This is a genomic window from Gimesia algae, from assembly GCF_007746795.1.
GTDB classification, from domain to species: Bacteria; Planctomycetota; Planctomycetia; order Planctomycetales; family Planctomycetaceae; genus Gimesia; species Gimesia algae.
Genome location: NZ_CP036343.1, coordinates 42,025 through 63,037 on the forward strand (window position 1 = coordinate 42,025; position 21,013 = coordinate 63,037).

Annotated in this window: 17 protein-coding genes; 5 read left to right on the forward strand and 12 right to left on the reverse strand. The window is 52.9% G+C overall.

All coding sequences use genetic code 11. The annotated features are described in order from the left end of the window. The first annotated feature begins 9 nt into the window (after positions 1–9). Positions 10–294, forward strand: coding sequence for an antibiotic biosynthesis monooxygenase family protein (locus Pan161_RS00165; RefSeq protein WP_145223597.1), 285 nt, complete (start codon positions 10–12; stop codon positions 292–294). Positions 295–311: 17 nt separating this feature from the next. Here Pan161_RS00165 and Pan161_RS00170 read toward each other — a convergent pair whose 3' ends face one another. The 4 genes from Pan161_RS00170 to Pan161_RS00185 all read right to left on the reverse strand — a co-directional run bounded on the left by Pan161_RS00170 (position 312) and on the right by Pan161_RS00185 (position 7,330). Next, complete coding sequence (locus tag Pan161_RS00170; protein WP_145223598.1) at positions 312–3,524, reverse strand: M56 family metallopeptidase; 3,213 nt, start codon at positions 3,522–3,524, stop codon at positions 312–314. Beyond that, entirely contained in the window at positions 3,521–3,940 is a 420-nt protein-coding gene (locus Pan161_RS00175) for a BlaI/MecI/CopY family transcriptional regulator (RefSeq protein WP_145223599.1), read from the reverse strand. The genes Pan161_RS00170 and Pan161_RS00175 overlap by 4 nt, the downstream gene beginning before the upstream one ends. A 197-nt stretch (positions 3,941–4,137) precedes the next feature. After that, positions 4,138–6,942, reverse strand: a complete 2,805-nt coding sequence (locus tag Pan161_RS00180) for a M56 family metallopeptidase (protein WP_145223600.1) — start codon at positions 6,940–6,942, stop codon at positions 4,138–4,140. Position 6,943: 1 nt separating this feature from the next. Beyond that, positions 6,944–7,330, reverse strand: coding sequence for a BlaI/MecI/CopY family transcriptional regulator (locus tag Pan161_RS00185; protein WP_145223601.1), 387 nt, complete (start codon positions 7,328–7,330; stop codon positions 6,944–6,946). A 248-nt stretch (positions 7,331–7,578) separates the two neighbouring features. Between Pan161_RS00185 and Pan161_RS00190 the strand changes: the two genes are divergently transcribed. After that, complete coding sequence (locus Pan161_RS00190) at positions 7,579–8,841, forward strand: hypothetical protein (RefSeq protein WP_145223602.1); 1,263 nt, start codon at positions 7,579–7,581, stop codon at positions 8,839–8,841. Positions 8,842–8,938: 97 nt separating this feature from the next. Here the strand turns inward: Pan161_RS00190 and Pan161_RS00195 are convergent, their stop codons facing one another. The 4 genes from Pan161_RS00195 to Pan161_RS00210 form a co-directional block, all read right to left on the reverse strand. Continuing rightward, positions 8,939–9,733 carry an MBL fold metallo-hydrolase gene (locus Pan161_RS00195; RefSeq protein WP_145223603.1) on the reverse strand — a complete coding sequence of 265 codons (795 nt, stop codon included), beginning with the start codon at positions 9,731–9,733 and terminating at the stop codon, positions 8,939–8,941. Then, positions 9,730–11,382, reverse strand: a complete 1,653-nt coding sequence (locus tag Pan161_RS00200; protein ID WP_145223604.1) for a TaqI-like C-terminal specificity domain-containing protein — start codon at positions 11,380–11,382, stop codon at positions 9,730–9,732. The genes Pan161_RS00195 and Pan161_RS00200 overlap by 4 nt, the downstream gene beginning before the upstream one ends. A gap of 88 nt (positions 11,383–11,470) precedes the next feature. Next, positions 11,471–13,693, reverse strand: a complete 2,223-nt coding sequence (locus tag Pan161_RS00205; protein WP_197995613.1) for a right-handed parallel beta-helix repeat-containing protein — start codon at positions 13,691–13,693, stop codon at positions 11,471–11,473. Between the two features lie 168 nt (positions 13,694–13,861). Next, the gene (locus Pan161_RS00210; RefSeq protein WP_145223606.1) at positions 13,862–14,320 is read right to left on the reverse strand and encodes a hypothetical protein; all 459 of its coding nucleotides are present in this window, start codon (positions 14,318–14,320) and stop codon (positions 13,862–13,864) included. 219 nt (positions 14,321–14,539) lie between these two features. Between Pan161_RS00210 and Pan161_RS00215 the strand changes: the two genes are divergently transcribed. Beyond that, entirely contained in the window at positions 14,540–15,622 is a 1,083-nt protein-coding gene (locus tag Pan161_RS00215; RefSeq protein WP_145223607.1) for a formylglycine-generating enzyme family protein, read from the forward strand. 73 nt (positions 15,623–15,695) lie between these two features. On the opposite strand, the gene Pan161_RS00220 is transcribed toward Pan161_RS00215, so the two are convergent. Beyond that, on the reverse strand, positions 15,696–16,184 hold the full coding sequence (locus tag Pan161_RS00220) for a metallophosphoesterase family protein (RefSeq protein WP_145223608.1): 489 nt from the start codon (positions 16,182–16,184) through the stop codon (positions 15,696–15,698). 260 nt (positions 16,185–16,444) lie between these two features. On the opposite strand from Pan161_RS00220, the gene Pan161_RS00225 reads away from it, so the two are divergent. Beyond that, entirely contained in the window at positions 16,445–16,840 is a 396-nt protein-coding gene (locus tag Pan161_RS00225; RefSeq protein ID WP_145223609.1) for a hypothetical protein, read from the forward strand. A gap of 3 nt (positions 16,841–16,843) precedes the next feature. Beyond that, on the forward strand, positions 16,844–17,071 hold the full coding sequence (locus tag Pan161_RS00230) for a helix-turn-helix transcriptional regulator (RefSeq protein ID WP_145223610.1): 228 nt from the start codon (positions 16,844–16,846) through the stop codon (positions 17,069–17,071). A 9-nt stretch (positions 17,072–17,080) separates the two neighbouring features. Here the strand turns inward: Pan161_RS00230 and Pan161_RS00235 are convergent, their stop codons facing one another. From Pan161_RS00235 to Pan161_RS00245, 3 genes are all read right to left on the reverse strand, one after another. After that, the gene (locus Pan161_RS00235; protein ID WP_232103570.1) at positions 17,081–18,541 is read right to left on the reverse strand and encodes a hypothetical protein; all 1,461 of its coding nucleotides are present in this window, start codon (positions 18,539–18,541) and stop codon (positions 17,081–17,083) included. Positions 18,542–18,672: 131 nt separating this feature from the next. Then, positions 18,673–19,383, reverse strand: a complete 711-nt coding sequence (locus Pan161_RS00240; RefSeq protein ID WP_145223611.1) for a hypothetical protein — start codon at positions 19,381–19,383, stop codon at positions 18,673–18,675. A gap of 159 nt (positions 19,384–19,542) precedes the next feature. Then, positions 19,543–20,877: an FAD-dependent oxidoreductase gene (locus Pan161_RS00245; protein WP_145223612.1), complete on the reverse strand. Its 1,335-nt coding sequence runs from the start codon at positions 20,875–20,877 to the stop codon at positions 19,543–19,545. Positions 20,878–21,013: the final 136 nt, after the last annotated feature.

The window sequence follows — 21,013 nt, forward strand, 5'->3', positions numbered from 1 at the left end:
GATTGATCCATGATCACCGTCGGCATGAATTACCACGTTATTGCAGGGAAACAGGAATCATTTGAAGAAAAGTTCGCCAGCGTGCTTACCGCCTTGAATGGAGCCGAAGGTCATGACAATTCCAGCCTCTGGAAGGATGTCGCCGACGATGCCTCCTACATGATCACCAGCGAATGGTCCGACGAACAGGCGTTCAAAGACTTCATCCAGAGCGATGCCTTCCGCGCTGTCACCAACTGGGGCAAAGAAGAAATCCTCTCCGACCGCCCGCGGCACAAAATTTACAAGCATTAAGTCAAAGCGGGCCGCAGTCACTCATTGAGTTGGATTTCGATCTCACCCAGGTCTTTCTGCTCACCAGGCTGCAGGGTAAATTCATGAGTGATCTGGGGCTGCCCGTTGACGATCTTGACGTGACGATATGTTGCACCGGGAATCAGAGCGGGAAATGTCTGTTTTCCGTCTGCATCGGTGGTGCATGCGGATGGCAAACTGTAATTGACTCGGTCAATATTAAATACGAGTTCTTCATCCGCCCATAATTTGCCACTTCGTATTGCCTGAAAATCGTACTTTGGGGTACCAGGCGTAACGACCAGGTACAAGCCGCCGATAATTTTCTCTGCGATGGGTTTTCCGTCGGAATCCACGTATCTCGCATTTGCAGAGCCACAGGGCTTGAGCACAATTTTGGATCCTTTGGTCCTGGCACTGATCTTTGCGACGGCACCCAGACGGTTCTTCGGGTCGAGAAAATAGACCGGGTATTCGACGCCTTCACGTAGTCCATGAAGTTCGAACGTGTCATTGTTTAATTCGACGGGAAGACCGCGCCAGTCGGGTGACAATGGGTCTAGTTTCAGCCTTGAAATCATGATCGCGTGTTTGATCGATTGGCCTTGTTCGTCGATGAGCGTTCCGGCGACGGTTGCACCCGGCTGCATCTCTATTTTCATCGGTTTCAGAGTTTCATCTTTAGCCGGATTGATCTTCTGGAAGGCGTGCGCGTACATTCGCGTGCCCCCTGGTTTCCCACTGTTAAGAACTTCCGAGTCCCGTTCCTGCAGGATGTAGTTTTTCTCCGCCGCATGGACGAGTAACGTACCCGGGCCGGGTAAGACGGGAATCTGAAACTTCCCTGACGTGTCTGTTTTCTGACTACTTTGCCAGCCAGAGACGATGTCATCCAGCAGTCTTTTGTCGTTGGTCATCTCGGGATAATACTGGACCGAGGCCCCTTGTAACGGCTGGCCGGTCTTTGCGTCGCGGACAAAGCCTTCTGCCAGCACAACCTTGTCGAGTTTAATCTCAATCTCTTTCGAAGTTTCAGGAGTCCAGCGCAGGTCTTTTACTTCCCGGGTGAGATAGGGAGTCCCTGGAGGCGGATAGGCGACAATCCCGAATCGGACGCCCGGACGGGGATTCAACCGAAAACGTCCCGCTTCGTCGGTCTTACCTTCAACCGAAACCATCGAACCAAAGGGTTCCTCCTGGCTGGCCCAGATTTTAATTCGAGTATTGGCAGCAGGTTTTCCGCTGTCGCCCAGCAGAACTCGGCCTGAAAACCACTGTGCCGGTGCGAGTACAATCGTCAGCTCTTCCCCCGGCTTGATATTTTTGACAATGTCACGATATGTTCCGTCGTGTTTGCTGCGTTCTTCGGGTTGACCCGAATTGAGGATTACCCACTGCGGAGCGAATTTCTCGGAGCCGGGAATTTTCAGAGTGACTCCTCTTCGCAGATCAAACATGTTCAGCAACAGTTTGCCCTGGTCATCAGTTTTGCGGGGACTGAAGGTCAGGATGGAATCAGGGCCAATGTTCATTCTATTCTGAGGGCGTTTGGCCGGTTTAACTGCAGTCTGCAAAGGTTGGATGGCGGCACTGGGAGTCGCCGAGATTTTGATGTTGAGCAGTTCCATCTCCAGCGATAAATGTTTCGCAGGCCGTCCTTCCGGATCGACGAACTGGATGACACCGTTTGATGGTACGGGAAGTTTCTGATCGACGGTCATGGTATCACCGTGCCATTTTCTGGCCCGTGAGTAGATCCCCGAGAATTCTGTCCGGGCGAGGAGGCTCATCTCAGTATACTTTTTCCGCGCATCAGCAGGCAGCGACAGTTCGTAGTGACCTGACTTGTCCGCCACTCCTTCTGCCAGCATTTTTCGATCGGGTTTTGTCTCATCCACAGGTTTCAACCCGATGACTTTCACCTGTGCCCCTGCGGCCGGTTTTCCTTCGTGGGTGGTAATGGTACCCCGTACTGTGAATCCTTTCGCCACGGGTTCGGTCGGCTTTGATTCATCAGTTTGAGCGACCGCCGGCGTGAAGGTTACCGCCGCGATACCCGCTGCCATGCTGAGTGAGAGCACGACGAGGAGCAGCAGTTTCTTTTTTGAGAGCCGGGTTAAGCGACTCCGTTTTTGATCGAGCAGGCCGGCGACCCGATGTTCGAGCTTCCAGCGCGAGGTAAACAGGCCGATCGCACCGGGCAGGACCCGCTCACTTGGAATCAGCCTGGCCAGGCTTAACAATGTTCGACTGTACGATGGCGCATCGGTTTCCGTCAGCACAAAGTTGTCGCAGACTTCCTCACGCGCCTGTGCCAGTTGCCGGTTCAAGACTTTCACAAGTGGATGCAACCAGCACAATGCTGACACCAGGTTTTGGATCAGCAGAATCACCTGGTCGCGGCGAACGCTATGCGCGATTTCGTGAATGAAAATATCCCGCAATGCCTCGGGAGTGATCTGACCGGCAATCTGTTCCGGAAAAATGACCCGCGGCCTGAACAGACCGGTGGAAACGGGCCCTGATATGTGCGCTGACAAAACCAGTTCCGGCAGACGGTTTTGTGGAAACATTCGTCCCGCTTCCGAGAACGACTCTGCCAGGCAGGCACTCGTATTGGGTTTCGCAGTACGCAAAATAGCGGTGAGTCGAGACCAGCCTGTGAACTGCCTGATCAGTACGATGACCGTTCCGACCAGCCAGATAAGTAGAACACTCTGTAGCGTAATGCGGAGTGTGTGAACGGCTTCTGCTTCCTTCGTGGGAACGACACTCGCGACGAGTGCCAATTTTTTCGGTGTCCTGGATAATTCCAGCACGGAACCGGAATGTAGTTCCCGCTTGAGTGTGCCCGGTTCTGTCGGATCAGGTAATGCAGCCTGTGCTGCATATTGTCGTTCGCGGTTCCCGGCTGAGGAGATCATGGGTAAGGAATCGACTACGACTGGATCATACCTCACCTCAGTACCTGGGCGGGAAGCCAAATCATCTGATTCCAGTGAGAAAGTCCACAGACTTTTTCCTGAAACCTGCATGACCAGCGTAATCACAGGAGTCAGCAGGATCAGGATCAACGCCGAACACAGCAGACCATAGCGGGCCGCAGGATTTCGACGCAGGAACAAAGCCAGCAACAACGCAGTCGCGGTCACAAACGTCACCTGCAGCAGCACATTCATGCCACCCGTCAGGAGCAGGTCATCGGGGTTCCAGAAATCAAATATGATCATGGGGATTGCCTCCGTTTTTTGGCTTTTTGATTCGGATCGGTCTCGGCTGCTTCAATCATGGCACGAATCCGTGCGGCTTCATCGGCAGACAGGCCCCGGTATTCCAATAGCGCAGTCACCATTTCCTCCGGGGAACCGGCAAACAGACGATCCACCATCTGCGAGACTTTGGCACCCAGCGAAGCTGTGCGGGGACGATTTGCGGAATAGACGAACGTTCGCCCCTGTTCGCGGTGTTTGAGCCAGCCCTTTTCTTCCAGTCGCACGAGCATGGTCTGCACGGTATTACGGGCCAGTGGACGGCGGGCTGACAACGCTTCCCGCATTTCACTCACCGTCACTTCCTCGCGCTGCCACACGACTTCCATAATCTCGCGCTGAATTTCCGTCAGCGGACTGGGATCTGCTTTCGCCATTTCCAACTCCTGTATCCGTTGTGCCTACGTTGTGTAGGTAAAGAATACCTACGCATTGTAGGTATGTCAACAGGAATTTTTCAGATCAGCGGATCAACCAGCGTTCTTCTTTCTGAACGGACACCGGGCAGACCGCTGCCTGATCAGATCGAATACGGACGTCCTGAACGCTTCTGAAGAAAATCAGGCTGAGTTTCTTATTCCGTTTTCTTGAGGACGAAGACTAACTCACGCACTTCCGCTTCTTTTAACGTCACAGTCTGTGGCTCTGTAGTGAAGCCTTGCTTCTCGATGGAAATGGTGATTTCCTGATCTGGCAGTAATTGGAGGGACCTCCGCCGCCCGTCTGCTTGTTTGAGAAAATTAACATCTCCCGTCTCGTCGGAGAAGTGAAATGGATCTTTCTCAGGCGGCTTCACATGGTACTTGCTCTTTACGTTGAACTGAGACAGTTGGTGACCGTGTTCATCAACGACTTTCAAAAACAAATCGGGAGCCACATAACGCACTGCTTCCAATGTCGAAAAGTCTTCTTCAAGTGTACCGAGAACGATCTTACCGCCTTTCAGAGGGGCACCAGGTTTCAATCGCCAACGACAAGCAGTCCCTTGACCGAAATGCAAATTAAACTCTGTTTTCACAATACCGCGAGGTACTTTGAATTCAAACCAGCCGTCATTCCCAGGAGCTGTACTTTTTGTCCAGACTAACAGGTCGTACGCAGTTTTGTCGTTCGGATACCACCCCGTCAAACGCTGTGGGTAGCTGGCGAGTGGATTGCCCTGACTGTCAAACAGGCGACCACGAATTTTGATTTGCGGGACTGCCCGTATCTCGATGGGCTCGTTGGTCTCATCCTCGCGAATTGTGATTTCGAAAGGGACAAAGACATCATCTACTTTGAACTGTTCGCGACCGGGCCCCTTATATCCATAATAAACACGATCGTCCACACTCACATTATACCTGCCAGACGGAAGCGGCGTCAGTTTGAATCGCCCGTCTGCATCGGTCACCGTACCGGTTCCAGTGTGGTCCAAAACTGGTAAAGATTCAAGGTAGCCATCATAATTTTTTAGATGTGCTTTGCGGTATAGATTGACTGCTACATTAGGCACCGCCTTCCCTTTTCGATCCAGCACTTGTCCCGCCATACGCGTGCCTTTCTGCAGTTGCAGCGGTCCTATATCTCCATGCAGCCCGTTATTCAAATAAGCCGTTAGAGGGCTGAAGTGTTCGGGTAAAACCCATACGACCCCCTCTCCGGGTCTTGCCACCACGACTTCGAAACGACCATTTTCATCCGTCTGGGAATCGAGAAAGGAATGATATCCCGAGTCTTTTTGAGTAGGCTTGGAAAACACGAGAACCCGAATATTAGCAGCGGGTGTGCCATCTGGCTGCAGGACCACGGCTGAAACTGTTTTTCCAGGGAATAGTTGAATGGTCGAAAAGAATGGCAGATTTCCGTTTTTCAGGTTCTTGAGAATCCAGGCATGCGAATTACTTTTACGCCGGAATTCATATTGAGGATGTTGAATCTCAAAGTTCAGATAGAGCTGGCTCTCCGCGACTTCTTCCGCTGACAGTGTAAAGCGATAGTTCCCCTGTGCGTCGGTTTTGTGCGTTGTGGTTCGGAGTGTGGTCCGTTGATCTGCCTGGGGGTCAGTATTCAGTTGACGCTTGATTATGACGGTCGCATCAGCAATTGGTTGTCCGGTTTTCTGATCAACGACTTTGCCGTTATAAGTAATGGGCTGGGGAAGTTGTTTTGGTATTTCATCCCTTGGCTTCGCATCGAGCGCAGTGGCTGCGGGTGGTTTTTCTGTCTGCGATGCTGTTTTCTTTTCTGCGGCTGTCACCTGATCATCAAGCGGCGCAGCACTTAATCGCAGGGCACTCAATCCGCCCACGACAATCAAAGCACTGACAATAATAGCAATCGTCGAGATGCGATTCTCACACTGGAGAAGGGGCTGTACCGATTTCACCAGCATATTGATCCGCTGCAGGAGTTGGGAATGTTGGTCACGGATGCCCAGAGTTCCCGCCAGTTTCGGTTGACTTTCGGCACGTGCCAGCGATACGAGAAACGACGCATAGTCTTCCGTCGAATCACCTTGTTGAGCCGCAAACGCGTCAGCGAGAAAATCCTGGCTGAGTGTCAACTGCCGTCGCAGCCACCAATAGACGGGTTGGTAGAAACAAACGAACTTCACCAGATTCGCCAGCAGCAGCGTGCTAAAATCACGTCGTAACACGTGAGACCATTCATGTGCCAGGCACCAGCGCAATTGTGCTGCGCTTTCCTCAGCCGCGAGTGCGGCGGGAATCACAATGGTTGGTCGCGATAATCCCCACATGAAGGGACTCCGCACTTGTTGACTGACTAGCAGGCGTGCGTTTTGAGTATGAGAACCAGCGATCGACGTCAACAATTCGCAAAGTTCAGCAGAAGCCGGTTGTGCCGATCTGGCGATACGACTTCGCCGGACGAATCCCAGGGCGGCTCGAACAAACAGAAAACCTACGATTGCCAGATAGGCCATCTGCAACGCGCGAAAAATGATTGTCGTTAAAACGCCGCCGGTAGTGGACTGCGGTGCGACTTGCTCTGCCGGTGTTAGAGTTTCTCGTGGAACAGTGTCTGCGTTCTGCTTCGTCATCGGATTGAAGGGAAGCGGTGGTTCGTGCATCGCAACTTCGGTATGCTGTGGCGGCATCAGGACAATCTCCGCTGATTCGGGAGATCGGTTTTGATCAGACAATGGATCTATATTACTGCCAGTCTCTTGCCACAAGTTCAACGAATATTTGGGAATGATATTTCCCTGCTGCAGCAGCGGCACCAGCAGGCAGGCTATGAAAGTCCAGTGAATGATGCGAATACGATAGACGGGTTCGCGACAGAACCAGACGGCCAAACCGCCCAGGAAAAGTATGATCGCGCCGAAAACAGTCGCATCCAGAAGCCACGAGCCAACTGCGTTGAGCCACCACATATCACTTTCTCCCCTTGCGAGTACGTGCCTTTTTTTGACGTGCTTCCGTAATCAGCGACTCAAGCTCGACTAGGTCTTTGTCGCTGAGTTTCTCTGAATTCAGCATGTTTAAGACGAGTTCGTTCAACGCACCATCATAAACTTTATGCAGAAATCGTGACGAAACGTCTTCTCGTGTGCGCAGCGGTCGATAAAGAAAAGACCGCCCTTCACGACGATGTGCGACGAGGCCTTTGTCATCCATGATACGCAACTGCGTTTGAATCGTATTGAAATGCAATCCTGATTCCGGCTCAAGACGCGCATGCACATCGCGCACCGAACCTTCTTCAATGCGCCAAAGCACTTTCAGAATTTCCATTTCGCGTTCTGTGGGGGCAGAGTCCATTGATTATCTCTTCTATCAGTCAACTGTCTGGTAATGTCGGTCGGGTCAAAATTGCAATGAAAAGGGAATACCTAATAAATTAGTTATATAGAATCCATGGCGGACTGTCAATCATATACCTAAAGAATTCGGTGAACTGATTTCGTATTCAGTGAAACCGGTGATGGATTCCAACGGGCTGAAATCGGAAAAGTATGGAACCAGTCCATTTTATGACGAATGTTTTGGGAGAAGGAGAAGTAAATAGAATGCCTGACGCTGGTCGGTACGCAGTATTAGTGCAACGATCAATCGAAAGACCAACGCATTGGAGAACAGAGATGGTGGCTCCTGCTTTACTGGCTAACTCTTTGCGAAAAAGGTGGTTAACGGTCATAGCGGGCATACTGAGTTTCGCCGCTTCCATCACAATGTTGTCCTGCCGAGACGCATTTGCAGAACCTCTCGATGTGAAAACGATTATTCGAGAATGGCAGGCAGCAGCGAATTCGGTGCGATCACTTCACATTCAAATGAAAGGCGTCGATGCGCAGCGCGCCGTCGAACTGGATGGTGGAGTTTCGGTGGCGGGCGACCAGCAAATGATCGAGATGCCGCGCGAGATTGAGTACTGGTTGTATGCCGAGGACAACCGGGAACGATATCATAAAATTTATATTGGCCCTTCTTCCGACGGTTTGATCCCCTTGGAATTCACGGTCGTGAATACAAAACGGGAACAGCGGGAACTCAATCCTGGCGGGGTCGGGTTGAATCCGTATGACGAACTCAAAATCAACTCGCCGGCGGGTGTGCAGGATTATGAGATCAATGCACTGCGAATACTTCTCAACCGAACCGATTCCGGTCAACCATACTTTTCACAAAATAAATTCGTTCTTCTGAAAGAAACAGCAGAGGTCATCAATGGCATCAGACTTCGGGCGCTCGAATGTCCTGGGGAACGCGGGATACGAATCTGGTTCCAGGCAGCCGCCCCGTTTTACATTTCACGAATCGAACTCGGGCTGAGCGACCGCAAACGCTTTGGACATGCTGAGTACCGTTATGAATATCAAGATCCCCGTCATCACCAGGACGTTCCTGAATTTCCAATACTGAAGGCGGTTGAGATCAACGGCTATGATCCTGTAGGTAATCTTCGGCAACATTTACGGTCTACTGTTACCGAGTGGAATTTGAATCCGGTGATCGACGATAGGCAGTTTCAACTCGAACCTGGCACGGGCGCCATCATTACTGATTACACCACCACTCCAGAAACAAGCTTTATCCGTCTGGCCGACGGCACGAACCGCCAGCTGGAACGTCACGAATTAAGACGTGATGCATTTCTGAAGCTTTCTGCTGAAGTGCAGCGAAGTCCGATGAAACCAGAAGTGCCCGTGGTCAAAGAAATAATCCCGACAGCAGTGAAACCATCTTACTGGAAGCACATCGTCGGGATCATTTTAATGATGAGTCTGTCGCTGTGCATGTTTCTCTTCTGGCGTCGCCGCGCCAATCGATGACCACATTAGACTGTGTCCTGTTTTACTGTAATGTCTCCAAGGCACTTTGGGCCGAGTCGATTAGATTGAGAAACGCGATGCTTAAAAGTGATGTACTCTAAAGGCGATCAAGAACCTGCTCGAATGAAGGCACGGAGGCTGGCAGCTCACTCACATCGTGATAGCCGCAGTACTCGAATGCGTCGCCATGCCGGGCGATGCATGTTTTTAACCGCGCCAGTGAATCGAGTCGTTGTGTATTATCGGTGGCGCGGAACGCGGCCAGTTCCCCGATGGGATGCTGCGGATCAGCCAGTTCTCCGCGTAGATAATACGCGTCGCCCACATGCAGGAACCAGTCTCCCTCTGTCTGAACCGCCACCCCACAGTGGCCGCTGGTATGGCCGGGCAGGGGAATCAGCCGCACGTCAATATTCACCGCCGTATCGACGCAGCGGGATGGCATCCCGAACCAGTCAGCGTCGTTGATGTCGTAGGTCACCCATTGAGGGTGATGGGAAAATTGAGCATGCCGATAACGGGGATCGTCGGTTTCCAGTTGCTGTCTCTCTTCCGCAGACAGATGCACGCGGGCCTCAGGAAAATCGGCCAGGCCTCCCACATGATCGGGATCGCCGTGCGTGAGTATGATGTCGGTCACATCGTCTGCGGAATATCCCAGCTGCTGAACCTGCGCGAGAGCCGTCACCGACTCGATGAATTGAAAGCCGGCCGCCTGCATCGCCTCGATGCCGACCCGCTCCTCGGGGGCCTTAATATCCTGTACGCCGATCCCGGTGTCGACCAGCATCACCCCCGATTCACTGCGAATAATCAGACAGTGACAACAGGCCGGCGGAAACGGGTGCGCGTGTAACCAGCCAAAATTCGCATGCAGCAGTTCTGTTTTCATGATGCTCCCTCTCTACTCTCTTTGATGCGATAACCGCCGGCGTCTGTTTCTTCAATACCCAGGAAGTTCGCATACGCGTCGTCGTCAAATCCGTCATGCGTTTCAAAATACCGGGTGTGAATTGGTAGCGCGCCGATGTCGGCACGGAGCACTTTATGCGTCTCAAAGATCGATTGAAACAGCCAGTTCATCACCCGACTGTTCAAGAGCTGACAAAGCTGTTGGCCTGTGATGGGAAGATCCGGCTTCGGCACCAGCATATTCACGCTGTTCAGAAAATAAGACTGCGTCGTGTCATGATGAAACACCAGACGCGACGAAATAAAGCGATAGATCAGTTTTTCTGGCGCGTCATACAGTTCTTGCGGAGCCACCTGGTGATAAAGTGAGAAATCAGCGGGAATGAACAGGGAGGGTTCCCGCAGTATCCCCGGTTTCAGATCGGCGCCTTTATAGACAGGCAGATAACCGGGTTGAGGTAAGGAGACGCAATATTTTTTATTATTGCCGGTGACGATGCCCAGCCCAAACCGCGCGTGGTCGGCCAGTTTCAGATGGTCCTGTGCATATAGATGCGCGATCACCGCTGCCGCGTCCGGCGAACAGGAGAAATTCAGAATCGATTTCGGATTTTGTTGAAATGAGGAGGGAGTTCGCTCCGTCGTATCCGCCAACCCTTCGCAGATGATGGGTACATGGGGGTTTGTCTGGTTCTGCAGCACAATCCCTTTGGCCTTCGTGATCAGGCTGGGAAACGGTTTGCCAAAGTCCATGAGTGCTTTGATGTCCCGAGAGAGCGCCCGACGACGTGCCGTGGCAAACGTGGCGACGTTAAAGAACGCGTCCGGCAGTAGCAAGCCCAGATAACCGGTTCGCTGTAATCGCGTTAGCGACGCAAAGAAAAACAGCGAACAGGTATCACTGCTGTTCCCCGCAGAAAACTGGGTGGCATAAGCCTGCTTCTGGGCTTTGCTGAGCTTCTTCCCCCAGGGCGGGTTCGTGAAAATCACATCAAACCCACACGACTTCGCCTGCAGACTCGTCTCCAGAAAATCGGCGCATTGAATATGTGGTGAATCATAGCCTGTTCGTGCCAATAGACGGCGCCTGGTAATCGCAACCGCCACCGGATCGATGTCAAAGCCGAAAATATTCTCGGGAGAAAAACCCTGGTCGACCGCCGCCAGAATAAAATTCCCCGAGCCACAACACGGGTCACAGAAACGCAATCCCGCGCGTTCCGCTGGCAGGTACGTAAAGAAACGCTCTGTAATCCACTCTGGCGTGTAATAGATGCCTTCCTGATTGCGATACGCGTCCGACAGGGAATCCTGATACTGACCGCCGATCAGCGCACAGTCAAATCCCTCTTTTGTTAACAGTCGGCGAATCCTGCTGGAGAGGGCACCGTGATCGTGGCTGTCTTTTTGTGACTTATTCGCGCGTGTTACCAGCTTCTCCTGTCCGGCAACGTGCTTCCGGAACTCATCGAACGAATCACGCGTGATACTGCCTCGCTCAGTGGAAATCAGATAACCGGCCTTAATCCAGTTTCGCACCGAGGCCGTCGAAACACCCAGAGCATCAGCGGCCTCCGCAATCGTCAGGGAAAGTACAGCAAGATCATCCAGCGGCACATTGAGCCTCATTCTACAAGAGAGCCATCATGGCTCGTTCAGTGAATCAGCATCGATTTTAGCGAAAGCTGGAAGATATGAAAATATGGATTGGGCTTGTTTAATAGGAATGAGGATCTCGCTTCGGTAACTCTTTTCGATATTCATCCCGATACAGGCCGATCTCATCGAAGGGAATTGCCTGGAAAGAGGCTTTCGCTTTCAGCAGACGCGGGTCCTGCTGCAATGTCAGCCGTCCGTTGATATCGACAGTCATACCCAGCGGAATCGGTTTGCTTTCGGAACCGCTTAAATTGGTGAAGCCTTTCAGGTCCTTTGTCATTGCAATGCCTTTTTCTGCACCCGTCGTATTCACGGCGAGATTGTGTTCGATCTCAAACTTGTCGAGCAGCTTCTTCACATTGCCATCCATGTGACAGACCTCTTTGCTGCAGTCCACAAACACGTTCCGTCGGATCGGGTTATACAGGGGCTCCCGCGGCGAATGAGCCATGATCTTCGCCAGATGCGGATACTCTGTGCTCCAAGGCGGCCGTTTGTAGTTCATCGCTTCCGCTTTTTCTTCGAGATTCCAGCCCGCTGATTTCGGATCATTCCACTGCTTCCAGGTCATGCCCCGGGAATCGACGTGCAATCCGATCGGACAGTCGATCACCAGGTTATTGAGAATCGGGTTATCGCGGCCGCCTCCGATCATGATGGCCCGCCCTGTACGATAGAAGACGTTCCCTTCGATCGTGTCGCCGCTATCGCAGTCATCCAGGTAGACTCCCATCGTATTCACATGCTCTGCATCGCCACCCCCGAGGTTGTGGATGAAATTATGCCGCAGGATGTTTCCCTGGCTGGTCCAGTCGCGACCGGTGTAGAACGCGCCCGAATCGCCGGTCTCCATCACTACGCGATAGATCTCATTCCGCTCAAACAGATTCTCATTCCCACCATACAGAACCGCGTTATGCGGGGCATCGTGAATGCAGTTGTTCTGCACAATCTGTCCGCAGCCATGCGCGTAAATACCTGGTGCATAAGTCCGCTGAAACAGACCATAGTCGTGAATGTGATTATTGAGGGCCCGGTTTTCCGCCCGCTGCAGTTGTTTCCGATCACCGCCCGACAACGAGATGCCCCGCGTCCCCAGGTGATACAGATCACAACTGCGAATCGTATTCTGTGTGCCCGACACCGAGATGCCGCCGCTCGCCAGGTTCGCCACGACGCAGCCCGCCAGTTCAACGCCCTCGGCATTTTTGAGCGAAACGCCTTCCGAATGACCATATTCAAAGTTCAGATTTTCGAATCGGATGTGTTTTGTGCCCCGCACCTGCATCAGAGGTTGTGTTAACGTCGCCAGCACAATCTCAGCGTAGTCCAGCTTTCCCTGCGGGTACAGATACAGCTGCTTGTTCACACGATCCAGATACCATTCGCCCGGCGAATCCAGTTCTTCCAGCACGTTCAGCGCAAAGAATCGTCGTGCTTTCGCCCCCCAGGTGCCCCCCATGATGCCGTAACTGTGTGGCGCCGCCAGCTTGATGATTTTCTGCTGCGGATCGTAGTCGGCGATGCGAATGACTTCGTCACTCCAGTCGTGCGTCCAGTATCCCAGCAGCCACACACCCTGATCCAGCTTCCAGCGGGCAGGTCGCGGATCATCAAACACGAACGCACCGGGATGCGATTTCTGCTTCGCCGGATCTTTCGCTTTGGGGTCAGGCAATCCTTTATCAATGACTTTCGTAAACGAGGCCCAGCCCTCATCTGCGGCGTCTGCGTTCGGCCAGCGAGCGAGTGTCATCGGTCGCTGATTCACATACAGCCAGGGCCCGACGGGTACGCCCCGATAAGAGTTTTTGAACTCCGCAAACGGTTCCTTGATCACCGTCGACAGATCACAGGCCAGGACTTTCCTGCGGGCGGCTTCCGGCAACCGTTTCAGAATCGCTGCGTCCGTAACGGGTTGAAACGTATCGGCTCCGAGACTCAATCCCCCCTGAATTCGCACGCTCCCCGGTTTCGTCGCCCGATAAACCACGGGATTCTCTTTCGTGCCGCTATCATTTTTATCAAACATCAGCGACATGCGCAAAGAATACACGCCCGGCTCAATATGCACCGTCACCTTGTCTTCCGGTTTTAACTTCCCATCCCGCCGCATGATTCGAATAGTATCGCGGGCTTCCTGAATCGACTGGAAGGGACGTGCTTTGCTGCCGTTCCCATCAGGCCCATTCCCGTCGACATACAGATTCAGATCCGCGTCCACGGAGCTTGTAAAACTGACAGCTAAAACACAGGTCAAAACGGTAAAGAAATATTGCATAATTGTTACTCTAAAAGATATTAAATGCAGCGACTTTGAAACAGCATGCACCTGCTGCACAGTTTCACCATCGACTATATGAGGCGAACCGGGAGACGTCAAACGACTTACTGTAAACGCAGTTCGCTCCTGTTGACAGAAAACGAAATCCGGATTGCTGGTCATGTCTCACATGCGGGACAGGAGTTCTTCATAGCCGTTGAATTCATTTTTCCAGTCTACATAACTGCCGACGAGGCCGCAGTCCACACAGCGGCAGCCCAGATAGAGCCACCTGACATCCGCAGACAGGGCATCATCCTCGTTACGGTAGCGATGAATGCCCGCTGTGATCTGGAAGACCTCGGCATAACACATACACATATGCTTTTCGATTTCCGCTTCATCAGCATAATCCTCGCTGTCGCCCATCATGTGTTCTGTTTTGCATTGAGTGCAGATCCGCAATGCGACACCTTCATTCTGATCAGTCTGAAAGAAAAACGAATCATTCCCGCAGGTACAAACGACGTCGACAAAATTGTCAATGGGGTAGCCGTTCAACTCACTGTATCGGGTCATTTCCTGACGAAGATCTGCATGATTATCGCCGTACCAGTAACCATCCGGTTTTTGCTGCAATGTCATCAGCTTCACCTTTCTGCCGTAGGGTGATCACAAAAAATATCCAAACCCAGACATTTCAACTCGCCTGTTGACACGCTGGTTCAGTCTGGTAGGATTTTCTTAACTTCCTTTAGTTGTGGATTCAGGAATGCCTCTGTCTTTGAGCGTGAACTGCTTCAGAGATGACTCCTGCCTGAGACGTCCTGCCAGCATGTGATACTTTAACAAGGAACCCACCTGATGAGAATCTCCCGCGTCTGCCGTTTGCTGCTCTGTTGTCTGTCTATTGTTCTTACATGGGAAATCAGCAACCCGTCTCATGCCGCAGATCCGCCGCAGCAGGGGACCGCGAAACAGATTGATCTGGGCGACGATGTTTCTCTGGAAGTCCTGTATATTCCGCCGGGCAAATTCATGATGGGTAGTACACCTGAAGAGAAAGCCTGGGCGACCGGCATTGAAGGGGGGGCAACGCCGGGTACCGAGCGGGAATCGTATGAAGGCGAAATGCCGCGACCGATGCAGGTCAAAGACGGTTTCTGGATGGGCCGCACCGAAGTCAGCGTGGGGCAGTTCAAACGTTTCATTGAAGAGAGCGGCTATGTGACCGACGCTGAGCAACCCGACGGCGAGACGCAGGTCTTCGATCCCGAATGGAAGATCACCGCCAAAGCACCCCCGCATCCCTGGATCTCGATGAAAGGCAAAAGCTGGCGCGATCCGAATTTCGGGTTTCCGCTCAGGGACGTTTATCCCGTGGTCTGCGTGAGCTGGAATGACGGCCGCGCGTTCTGTAAATGGCTCACGGAACGCGAACGCAAAGCGGGTCGACTGCCGGACGGACTGGAATACCGTCTGCCCACCGAAGCCGAATGGGCTTACGCCTGTCGGGGAGGCAGCAAAGAGAGCCACTACTTCTGGTGGGGCAACGATCTCCGCGACGGCGAAGGCCGCCTGAATATTTCCGCCGTCGACTTTCTGCCCGGCCGCAACAAAATCTGGCCGCTGGCGAATGCTCCCTGGAGTGATGGCTTTGCCTTCGTTTCCCCCGTCGATCAGTACGGCGAAAAAGGCCGCAACGGTTTCGGACTGGCCGACATGTGTGGCGGCGTCTGGGAAATTGTCCTCGACGATTTCGATCCCAAAGGGGGCCACGAAGAACTGTATGTCGTCGAACAGAACCCGCGTCCCGTCTGTCGAGGCGGTAACTACTTCGACGTTCCCGGCAACGCCCGCTGTGCCGTCCGCTTAGGCTTGCAGGGCCCGGCCTACTCCGATTCCCGCGACGGCTTTCGCATCTGTTTAGGTGTGCCCCGCAGGTGAGAACCGAAATGGCTTCACTTTATCATTTTTACACATTGATATCAGGGAGAGATGATAAAGTGAGGCATGGGATTCATCTTGCCACCTCCCGCAGTTCCAGTTCATCGGTTGCCAGATCCAGAACTGCGACGGTAAACACCTTCGCCCGGAACAGTGCCCCCGGATTGATGCGGCGGGTGGCTCCTGCACGAAAATCATGACTCTGATGCGAATGCCCGGTCAGCAGGTAGTCCGGCTCTGCTTCCAGCAGCGGCTTCAGATCGCGGGTGATGTGACCATGCACGACGGCGATGCGTTTCCCCGCCAGCGTCACTTCGCCTCCCCAGCCCAGACAGTGCGCACCATGCTGGTCCGCCGCCCGTTCCAGAATACGCACCATGTCAGCATCATGATTCCCCAGCGAAAAATAAAAGGGGAGCACCGCACAGGCCGCAACGATTTCTTCACTCGCCAGATCGCCACAGTGAAACAGCGCCTGAGCACCCGCCTCACGCAACAGCGCCACGGCTCGCTCCGTCCGTTCCCGATGATTGTGTGAGTCTGACAGAATTCCGATTCGCACAGTTTCTCCCAATTCTAGAGGAATGCCCTGATTTTCATTCTATGTGTGTGGCTTCAGAAAACAATCTGCTCTGCTCATCTTCCGCCGTTCCCCTACAGACCACCGTCTGTGACACCAACTGCCGGAATCGAGATGGATTTGAAATATTACCTTAAATTGCAGAAATAAAGTAAAATAAACTTTACACTTAGTAATGCCAGCATTACATTGTATGTGTGGTCAGTGAATGTAAAAGATCTTTTTTCAAAGGAGGCTTTACGATGTCCGCGACGCAAAAACATGCCTGGTTCAATATCGCAGTCATTGGGGGGACTTTATTATTGGTTGCCTGCCTGTATCCGTTTCTGGGCTGGTCAGCAAATGGGGCACTGGGACTGGCGGGGTTGCTTGGTTTGGGTCCTGTATTCTATCGCAAGAGCGCCAGCGAAGTGGTCATGGATGAGCGGGATATCCTGATCCAGCGACGTGCCACGCTACTTGGTTATACCGCGTTCTGGCTCGTATTTGTTCTGGTCGCCGCTCTACTCTCCCCTCTCGTCTATGGGCAGGAGGGAAACATTCCCGTCATCGTCGTACAGTTGAGCGTCTTCTATGCGATGGTGCTATTTGTGGGAGTGTCCTCACTGGCAACTTTGATTCAGAACGCGCGAGGATAACAGATGGCCGCCCGAGAACGTGCCGAGCTTACCAATCAGATCCGTCGCTTTCGCTTTGAACACGACGAGATGACACAACAGATGCTGGCAAGTCATGTCGGCGTCACCCGGCAGACGATCATCGCACTCGAATCGGGAAAGTACTCACCTTCGCTGGCCCTCGCATTACGCATCGCGAAAACATTTGATGTCCCCGTTGAGGAAATATTTCAACTGACTGACGAATCGTAACAGCCGGTCTCATTCATTGCGAAATCGCAGCGAATACAGGTCGGCGTCTTTCAGTACAAAACGGACTCGCACCGGTTTCCCCGCCAGTTGGCTCAGATTGCTGTTGCCTTTCCAGGTCGCCGTGTGTGCCAGTTCGTCGCCGTAAAATTCTTCGCTCTCTTTCAGCGTGAAGCCGGGAATCGGCGTTCCACTTTCATCCAGCAGTTCGTACTGCACGCTGCCTGCTGCAGAAGTCGCGAGGTTGAGTTCCAGTTCGACCGGCGTATCCCCTTGGGACTTGTCGAAGGTAATCAGCCGCGTTGTCATCTCGCCGCCGGTATAGGGGGCGTTGATCGAAACAAAACCGTCCTGCCGCAGGGTGAACCGCCTTAAACGACAGGGGCCGACATAGTAGTTTTCAATCGCATACAGCGACAGTTCGGGTACCTCGCCGGGCAGCGGGCTGGGTGTCGTGGTGATGCCCCAGGCGATGTGATTGTTTCGCTGCCACCAGCGTTCCTGGTTCTGCCCCGGTCGCAGGAAGGCTTCATCCCAGCGTTTCCAGGTGTTCCCGTCGCGGCTCGTCATCAATACGCCATCGCTGACGCCGGGATGATTATTTTTCGGGTCCGGATGCCAGGCCGCTTTTCGACTGGGAACGAAGCGTTTGGGAAACGCCAGAAACAGATGCGGGGCCCGCGGGTAGGCGATCGTTGCGTTTGTATAAAGGTGTTGAGGCGGCGAATCTTTGATGTCGATCAGTGTGGGCGGCGTCCATTTGAGAAAATCTTCCGAAGTACACGTCATGATGGCCCGTACTTTGTTCGTGAATGCGCGATGAAAATCGACGTAGCGGCCGCGATGCTCGTCCCAGAACGCCAGGTTCTGCGAATCGAAGGCACCCTTGGTGATCACCGGTTTGTCGTGCATCAGCTGCCAGTGAATGCCGTCAGCGGAAGCGAACGCATACAGTCCTCCCTTGCCGCGACCCAGGGCCTTGAACTTTTCGTCGGGTTTGCAGGCCGGGTTTGTATCCACGAACGGCGAGAAATTATGCGCACCGATGCCCGACCAGACAATGTTATTCTGTTTCGAGCCATTGAATTCAAACAGCCCGAGATCAGGTTTCGTCCAGTGAATCGCATCATCGCTCTCAGCGTAGCAGACGAATTCGGGATGTCCACTCTTGCGTTGTTCCCAGTCATAATGTGAGCCGCGATAGTACATGCGATACTTGTCGCCATCTTTGAGAATCCGCACGTAATAGCTGGTATTGCCTTCCGCGGGCCCATCATAGGTGATCGCAATTTCCTGGGGTTGGGGATGATGCAGTTCCTGTCGGGCGTTGTCCAGACTGTGAATCATCCAGTCATCCACAAACAGTTCCCGCCGCGCCCCGATATGTGCGGGCTCTTCCGCAGCCACCGGCACAGCTGACCACAGCAACACACAGCACAAGACCAGAGACCACAACCTCAAACAACTTCGCATCACAGACTCCTCAAAATAACAGACGGCCAGAAACAACGCTTTCATGATGAAACGGTTGCTACCAGTCTGACAGAGCCGGGGTTGGTTTTCAAATGGAATGTGAATATTCAAAGTCCGTTGATCTCAACAGTTCATAGAGAAGAATATTCCCAGTTCCCACTTATGAGTGGTTTGAGACTCTGCAGCGGTTCTTCAGTCTTAGCGCCGAGCCAAACTGAATAATATGCCAGTCCATCATCTTCTCCATTTTCCATCGTACACATAAACCGACCTCCGCCGGCGAAAAGCCTTGTTTCAGTCAACCAGGTCCAGGGTGGTAGTGCGAGCGCAGGAATCTGCTGTTTGAAAGCATCGACTTCTGTCTCTGCCAACCAGGCTGTAGCAGCACCGAATTTGGCATGACACAGTATTGCTTCAAATAAACAGGTGAGAATTAAATGCTCCGAAAGCCGCAAATTTTGTAACAGCCAGGGCTCACTCTCCTCTACCCTCCCGTATACGAGTGGATCCTCACTTTCAAGAGTAGTAGCCCACTGGTAGGAGTATTGGTTTTCATGATAAAAGAGGAATGGATTCCTGCTCGTGTCTATCACTTGTGGATCAAGTAAAAAATTTTGACCGCTCATGATGTTCTTACGCTTGCCGGCCCACAGGAACCATTTTTTCAATGCAGTTGGTATGGTAATGTTACTCAACTGATTTTCTGTAATTCCATCCTCAGATTGGATTTCTCCATGCCAGTATTCAACGAGCGTTTTCAATATCTCAAATCGTTCCTCGAATGTGGTTTCATCAGCCAGACGGGCAAGTTGTTTATCCAGTATGTTTGAGTTCGGATTCATGATGAATTTCATTCACGTCAAATAATATGAATTACGAAGTTTAATTTTGGTCAGAGCAGTTTTCCCAGCTGAAAACATTCCCTTCCGGCAGTTCTTCCACACCCGAGAGTCGGAGCAGCAAAAGCAGGTGGCCGCGGTGGTGCATGCTATGGCGCTCTGTCAAATTGGTTCGTCAAAGGCTTTCGCGATCGAACTGGCCAGTTGTTCGAGGGAATAGAATTTCGTGGCGACATCGCGGATGTGGGCGACGGTGGCGGATTTGATGAACATCATTTTGGCCAGATGACGTGAATCGTTCTGCGTGCTCTCCACACGGTGCTGGCGGCGTTTGACATACAGCGACAGCGCGTGTTCCATGAACCGGTTGTTCGTCCGCGAGAGTTCATCCGCGAGTACGGCGGCGGACTCCATTGCCATCGACGCGCCGATGCCCGCGGTCGGCAGGAAACCGGCGGCGGCATCGCCCAGCAGCACCACGCGGCCGCGCGCCCATTCGTGTGCGCGGACGTCCGAGAGCTTCCAGAAGAACAGGTCTTCGCTGTCATCGGGCAGGGCTGCCAGGCAAACATCAACCAGTTCTCCCATGTCGGCAAACTGAGTACGGATGCGGTCGTTGCGCCCCGGGCTCTGTTCACCGAACTCCCCGGCCACCGGTGCGCCGGCATACACGCCGGCTCCGTCTTTCGTCGGGTAGATGCCGAAGAAACGGCCCGCGCCCCAGTGTTCGATGAACGTCTCCTGAGGCAGTTGCGCGGGATCGACCCACCAGACCCAGCCTCCCCAGTGCGTGTGATAATAAGGCTGTTCGCCGAATACCTGCTGGCGAACTTTGGAATGCAGGCCGTCCGCGCCGACGACCAGATCAAAGGTTTCAATCTTACCATCACTGAACTGGACGGCGACTTCATCTCCTGTCTGACTCAACGATTGAAAAGTTGTGTTGAACCGCAGGTCGACGCCGTCGAGCGCGGAATGCAGCAGTTTGACCAGTTGCGGACGCGTGCAGCTTAAGTTCGGCCCGAAGCGATCCGCGATGGGCGCCATCGACCAGTGCTTGACGAGTTCACCGTGATTGTCGCGGACTTCGTAGTCTTTGCACTCCACACAGTCGGCGGCGAATTTGTCGAACAGACCCAGTCCATGCAGAACGCGATAACCGAGGGGCCAGAGCCCCAGCATGTAACCCGCGTGATCGAAGTTAGCGGCCCGTTCGATCAGTGTCGGCTGCAGACCCCGCTGTTTGAGCAACGCCGCCAGCGTCATACCACCAATGCCGGCGCCGATAATCAAAATCCGCATATCACTTTTTCTCCCTAAAGGGGGCCCATGATTAAGTATGTGCGTTTGTGTACTGTAGCAGACTGGCGCCTTCCCCTGCGAGGCAAATCGGGAAAATGCCCCCGTACAGTCGCCTTGATCAACGGGTTCAATCTTTTCTTCAGTGTTCAATTCGGAAGGGACAAGCCATGAGAGCGCGACGATTCTGGATGTCAAAAGCGGATGGAATCACTTTCTTCATGAGTTATACTGAGAAGTTTCACGGTTTATTCATCACAAATTTAACAAAGCAGGAAACCTGGAGGGAGTGCGAAATTCTTCTCTGTGCCGCTGTTTCCCAAGGGTTTGAGGA

Coding starts and splice junctions, on each gene's coding strand:
- Pan161_RS00165 (WP_145223597.1), top strand. CDS start 10: ATGATCACCGTCGGCATGAATTACCACGTTATTGCAGGGAAACAGGAA.
- Pan161_RS00170 (WP_145223598.1), bottom strand. CDS start 3,524: ATGATCATATTTGATTTCTGGAACCCCGATGACCTGCTCCTGACGGGT.
- Pan161_RS00175 (WP_145223599.1), bottom strand. CDS start 3,940: ATGGCGAAAGCAGATCCCAGTCCGCTGACGGAAATTCAGCGCGAGATT.
- Pan161_RS00180 (WP_145223600.1), bottom strand. CDS start 6,942: ATGTGGTGGCTCAACGCAGTTGGCTCGTGGCTTCTGGATGCGACTGTT.
- Pan161_RS00185 (WP_145223601.1), bottom strand. CDS start 7,330: ATGGACTCTGCCCCCACAGAACGCGAAATGGAAATTCTGAAAGTGCTT.
- Pan161_RS00190 (WP_145223602.1), top strand. CDS start 7,579: ATGCCTGACGCTGGTCGGTACGCAGTATTAGTGCAACGATCAATCGAA.
- Pan161_RS00195 (WP_145223603.1), bottom strand. CDS start 9,733: ATGAAAACAGAACTGCTGCATGCGAATTTTGGCTGGTTACACGCGCAC.
- Pan161_RS00200 (WP_145223604.1), bottom strand. CDS start 11,382: ATGAGGCTCAATGTGCCGCTGGATGATCTTGCTGTACTTTCCCTGACG.
- Pan161_RS00205 (WP_197995613.1), bottom strand. CDS start 13,693: ATGCAATATTTCTTTACCGTTTTGACCTGTGTTTTAGCTGTCAGTTTT.
- Pan161_RS00210 (WP_145223606.1), bottom strand. CDS start 14,320: ATGACATTGCAGCAAAAACCGGATGGTTACTGGTACGGCGATAATCAT.
- Pan161_RS00215 (WP_145223607.1), top strand. CDS start 14,540: ATGAGAATCTCCCGCGTCTGCCGTTTGCTGCTCTGTTGTCTGTCTATT.
- Pan161_RS00225 (WP_145223609.1), top strand. CDS start 16,445: ATGTCCGCGACGCAAAAACATGCCTGGTTCAATATCGCAGTCATTGGG.
- Pan161_RS00230 (WP_145223610.1), top strand. CDS start 16,844: ATGGCCGCCCGAGAACGTGCCGAGCTTACCAATCAGATCCGTCGCTTT.
- Pan161_RS00235 (WP_232103570.1), bottom strand. CDS start 18,541: ATGCGAAGTTGTTTGAGGTTGTGGTCTCTGGTCTTGTGCTGTGTGTTG.
- Pan161_RS00240 (WP_145223611.1), bottom strand. CDS start 19,383: ATGAATCCGAACTCAAACATACTGGATAAACAACTTGCCCGTCTGGCT.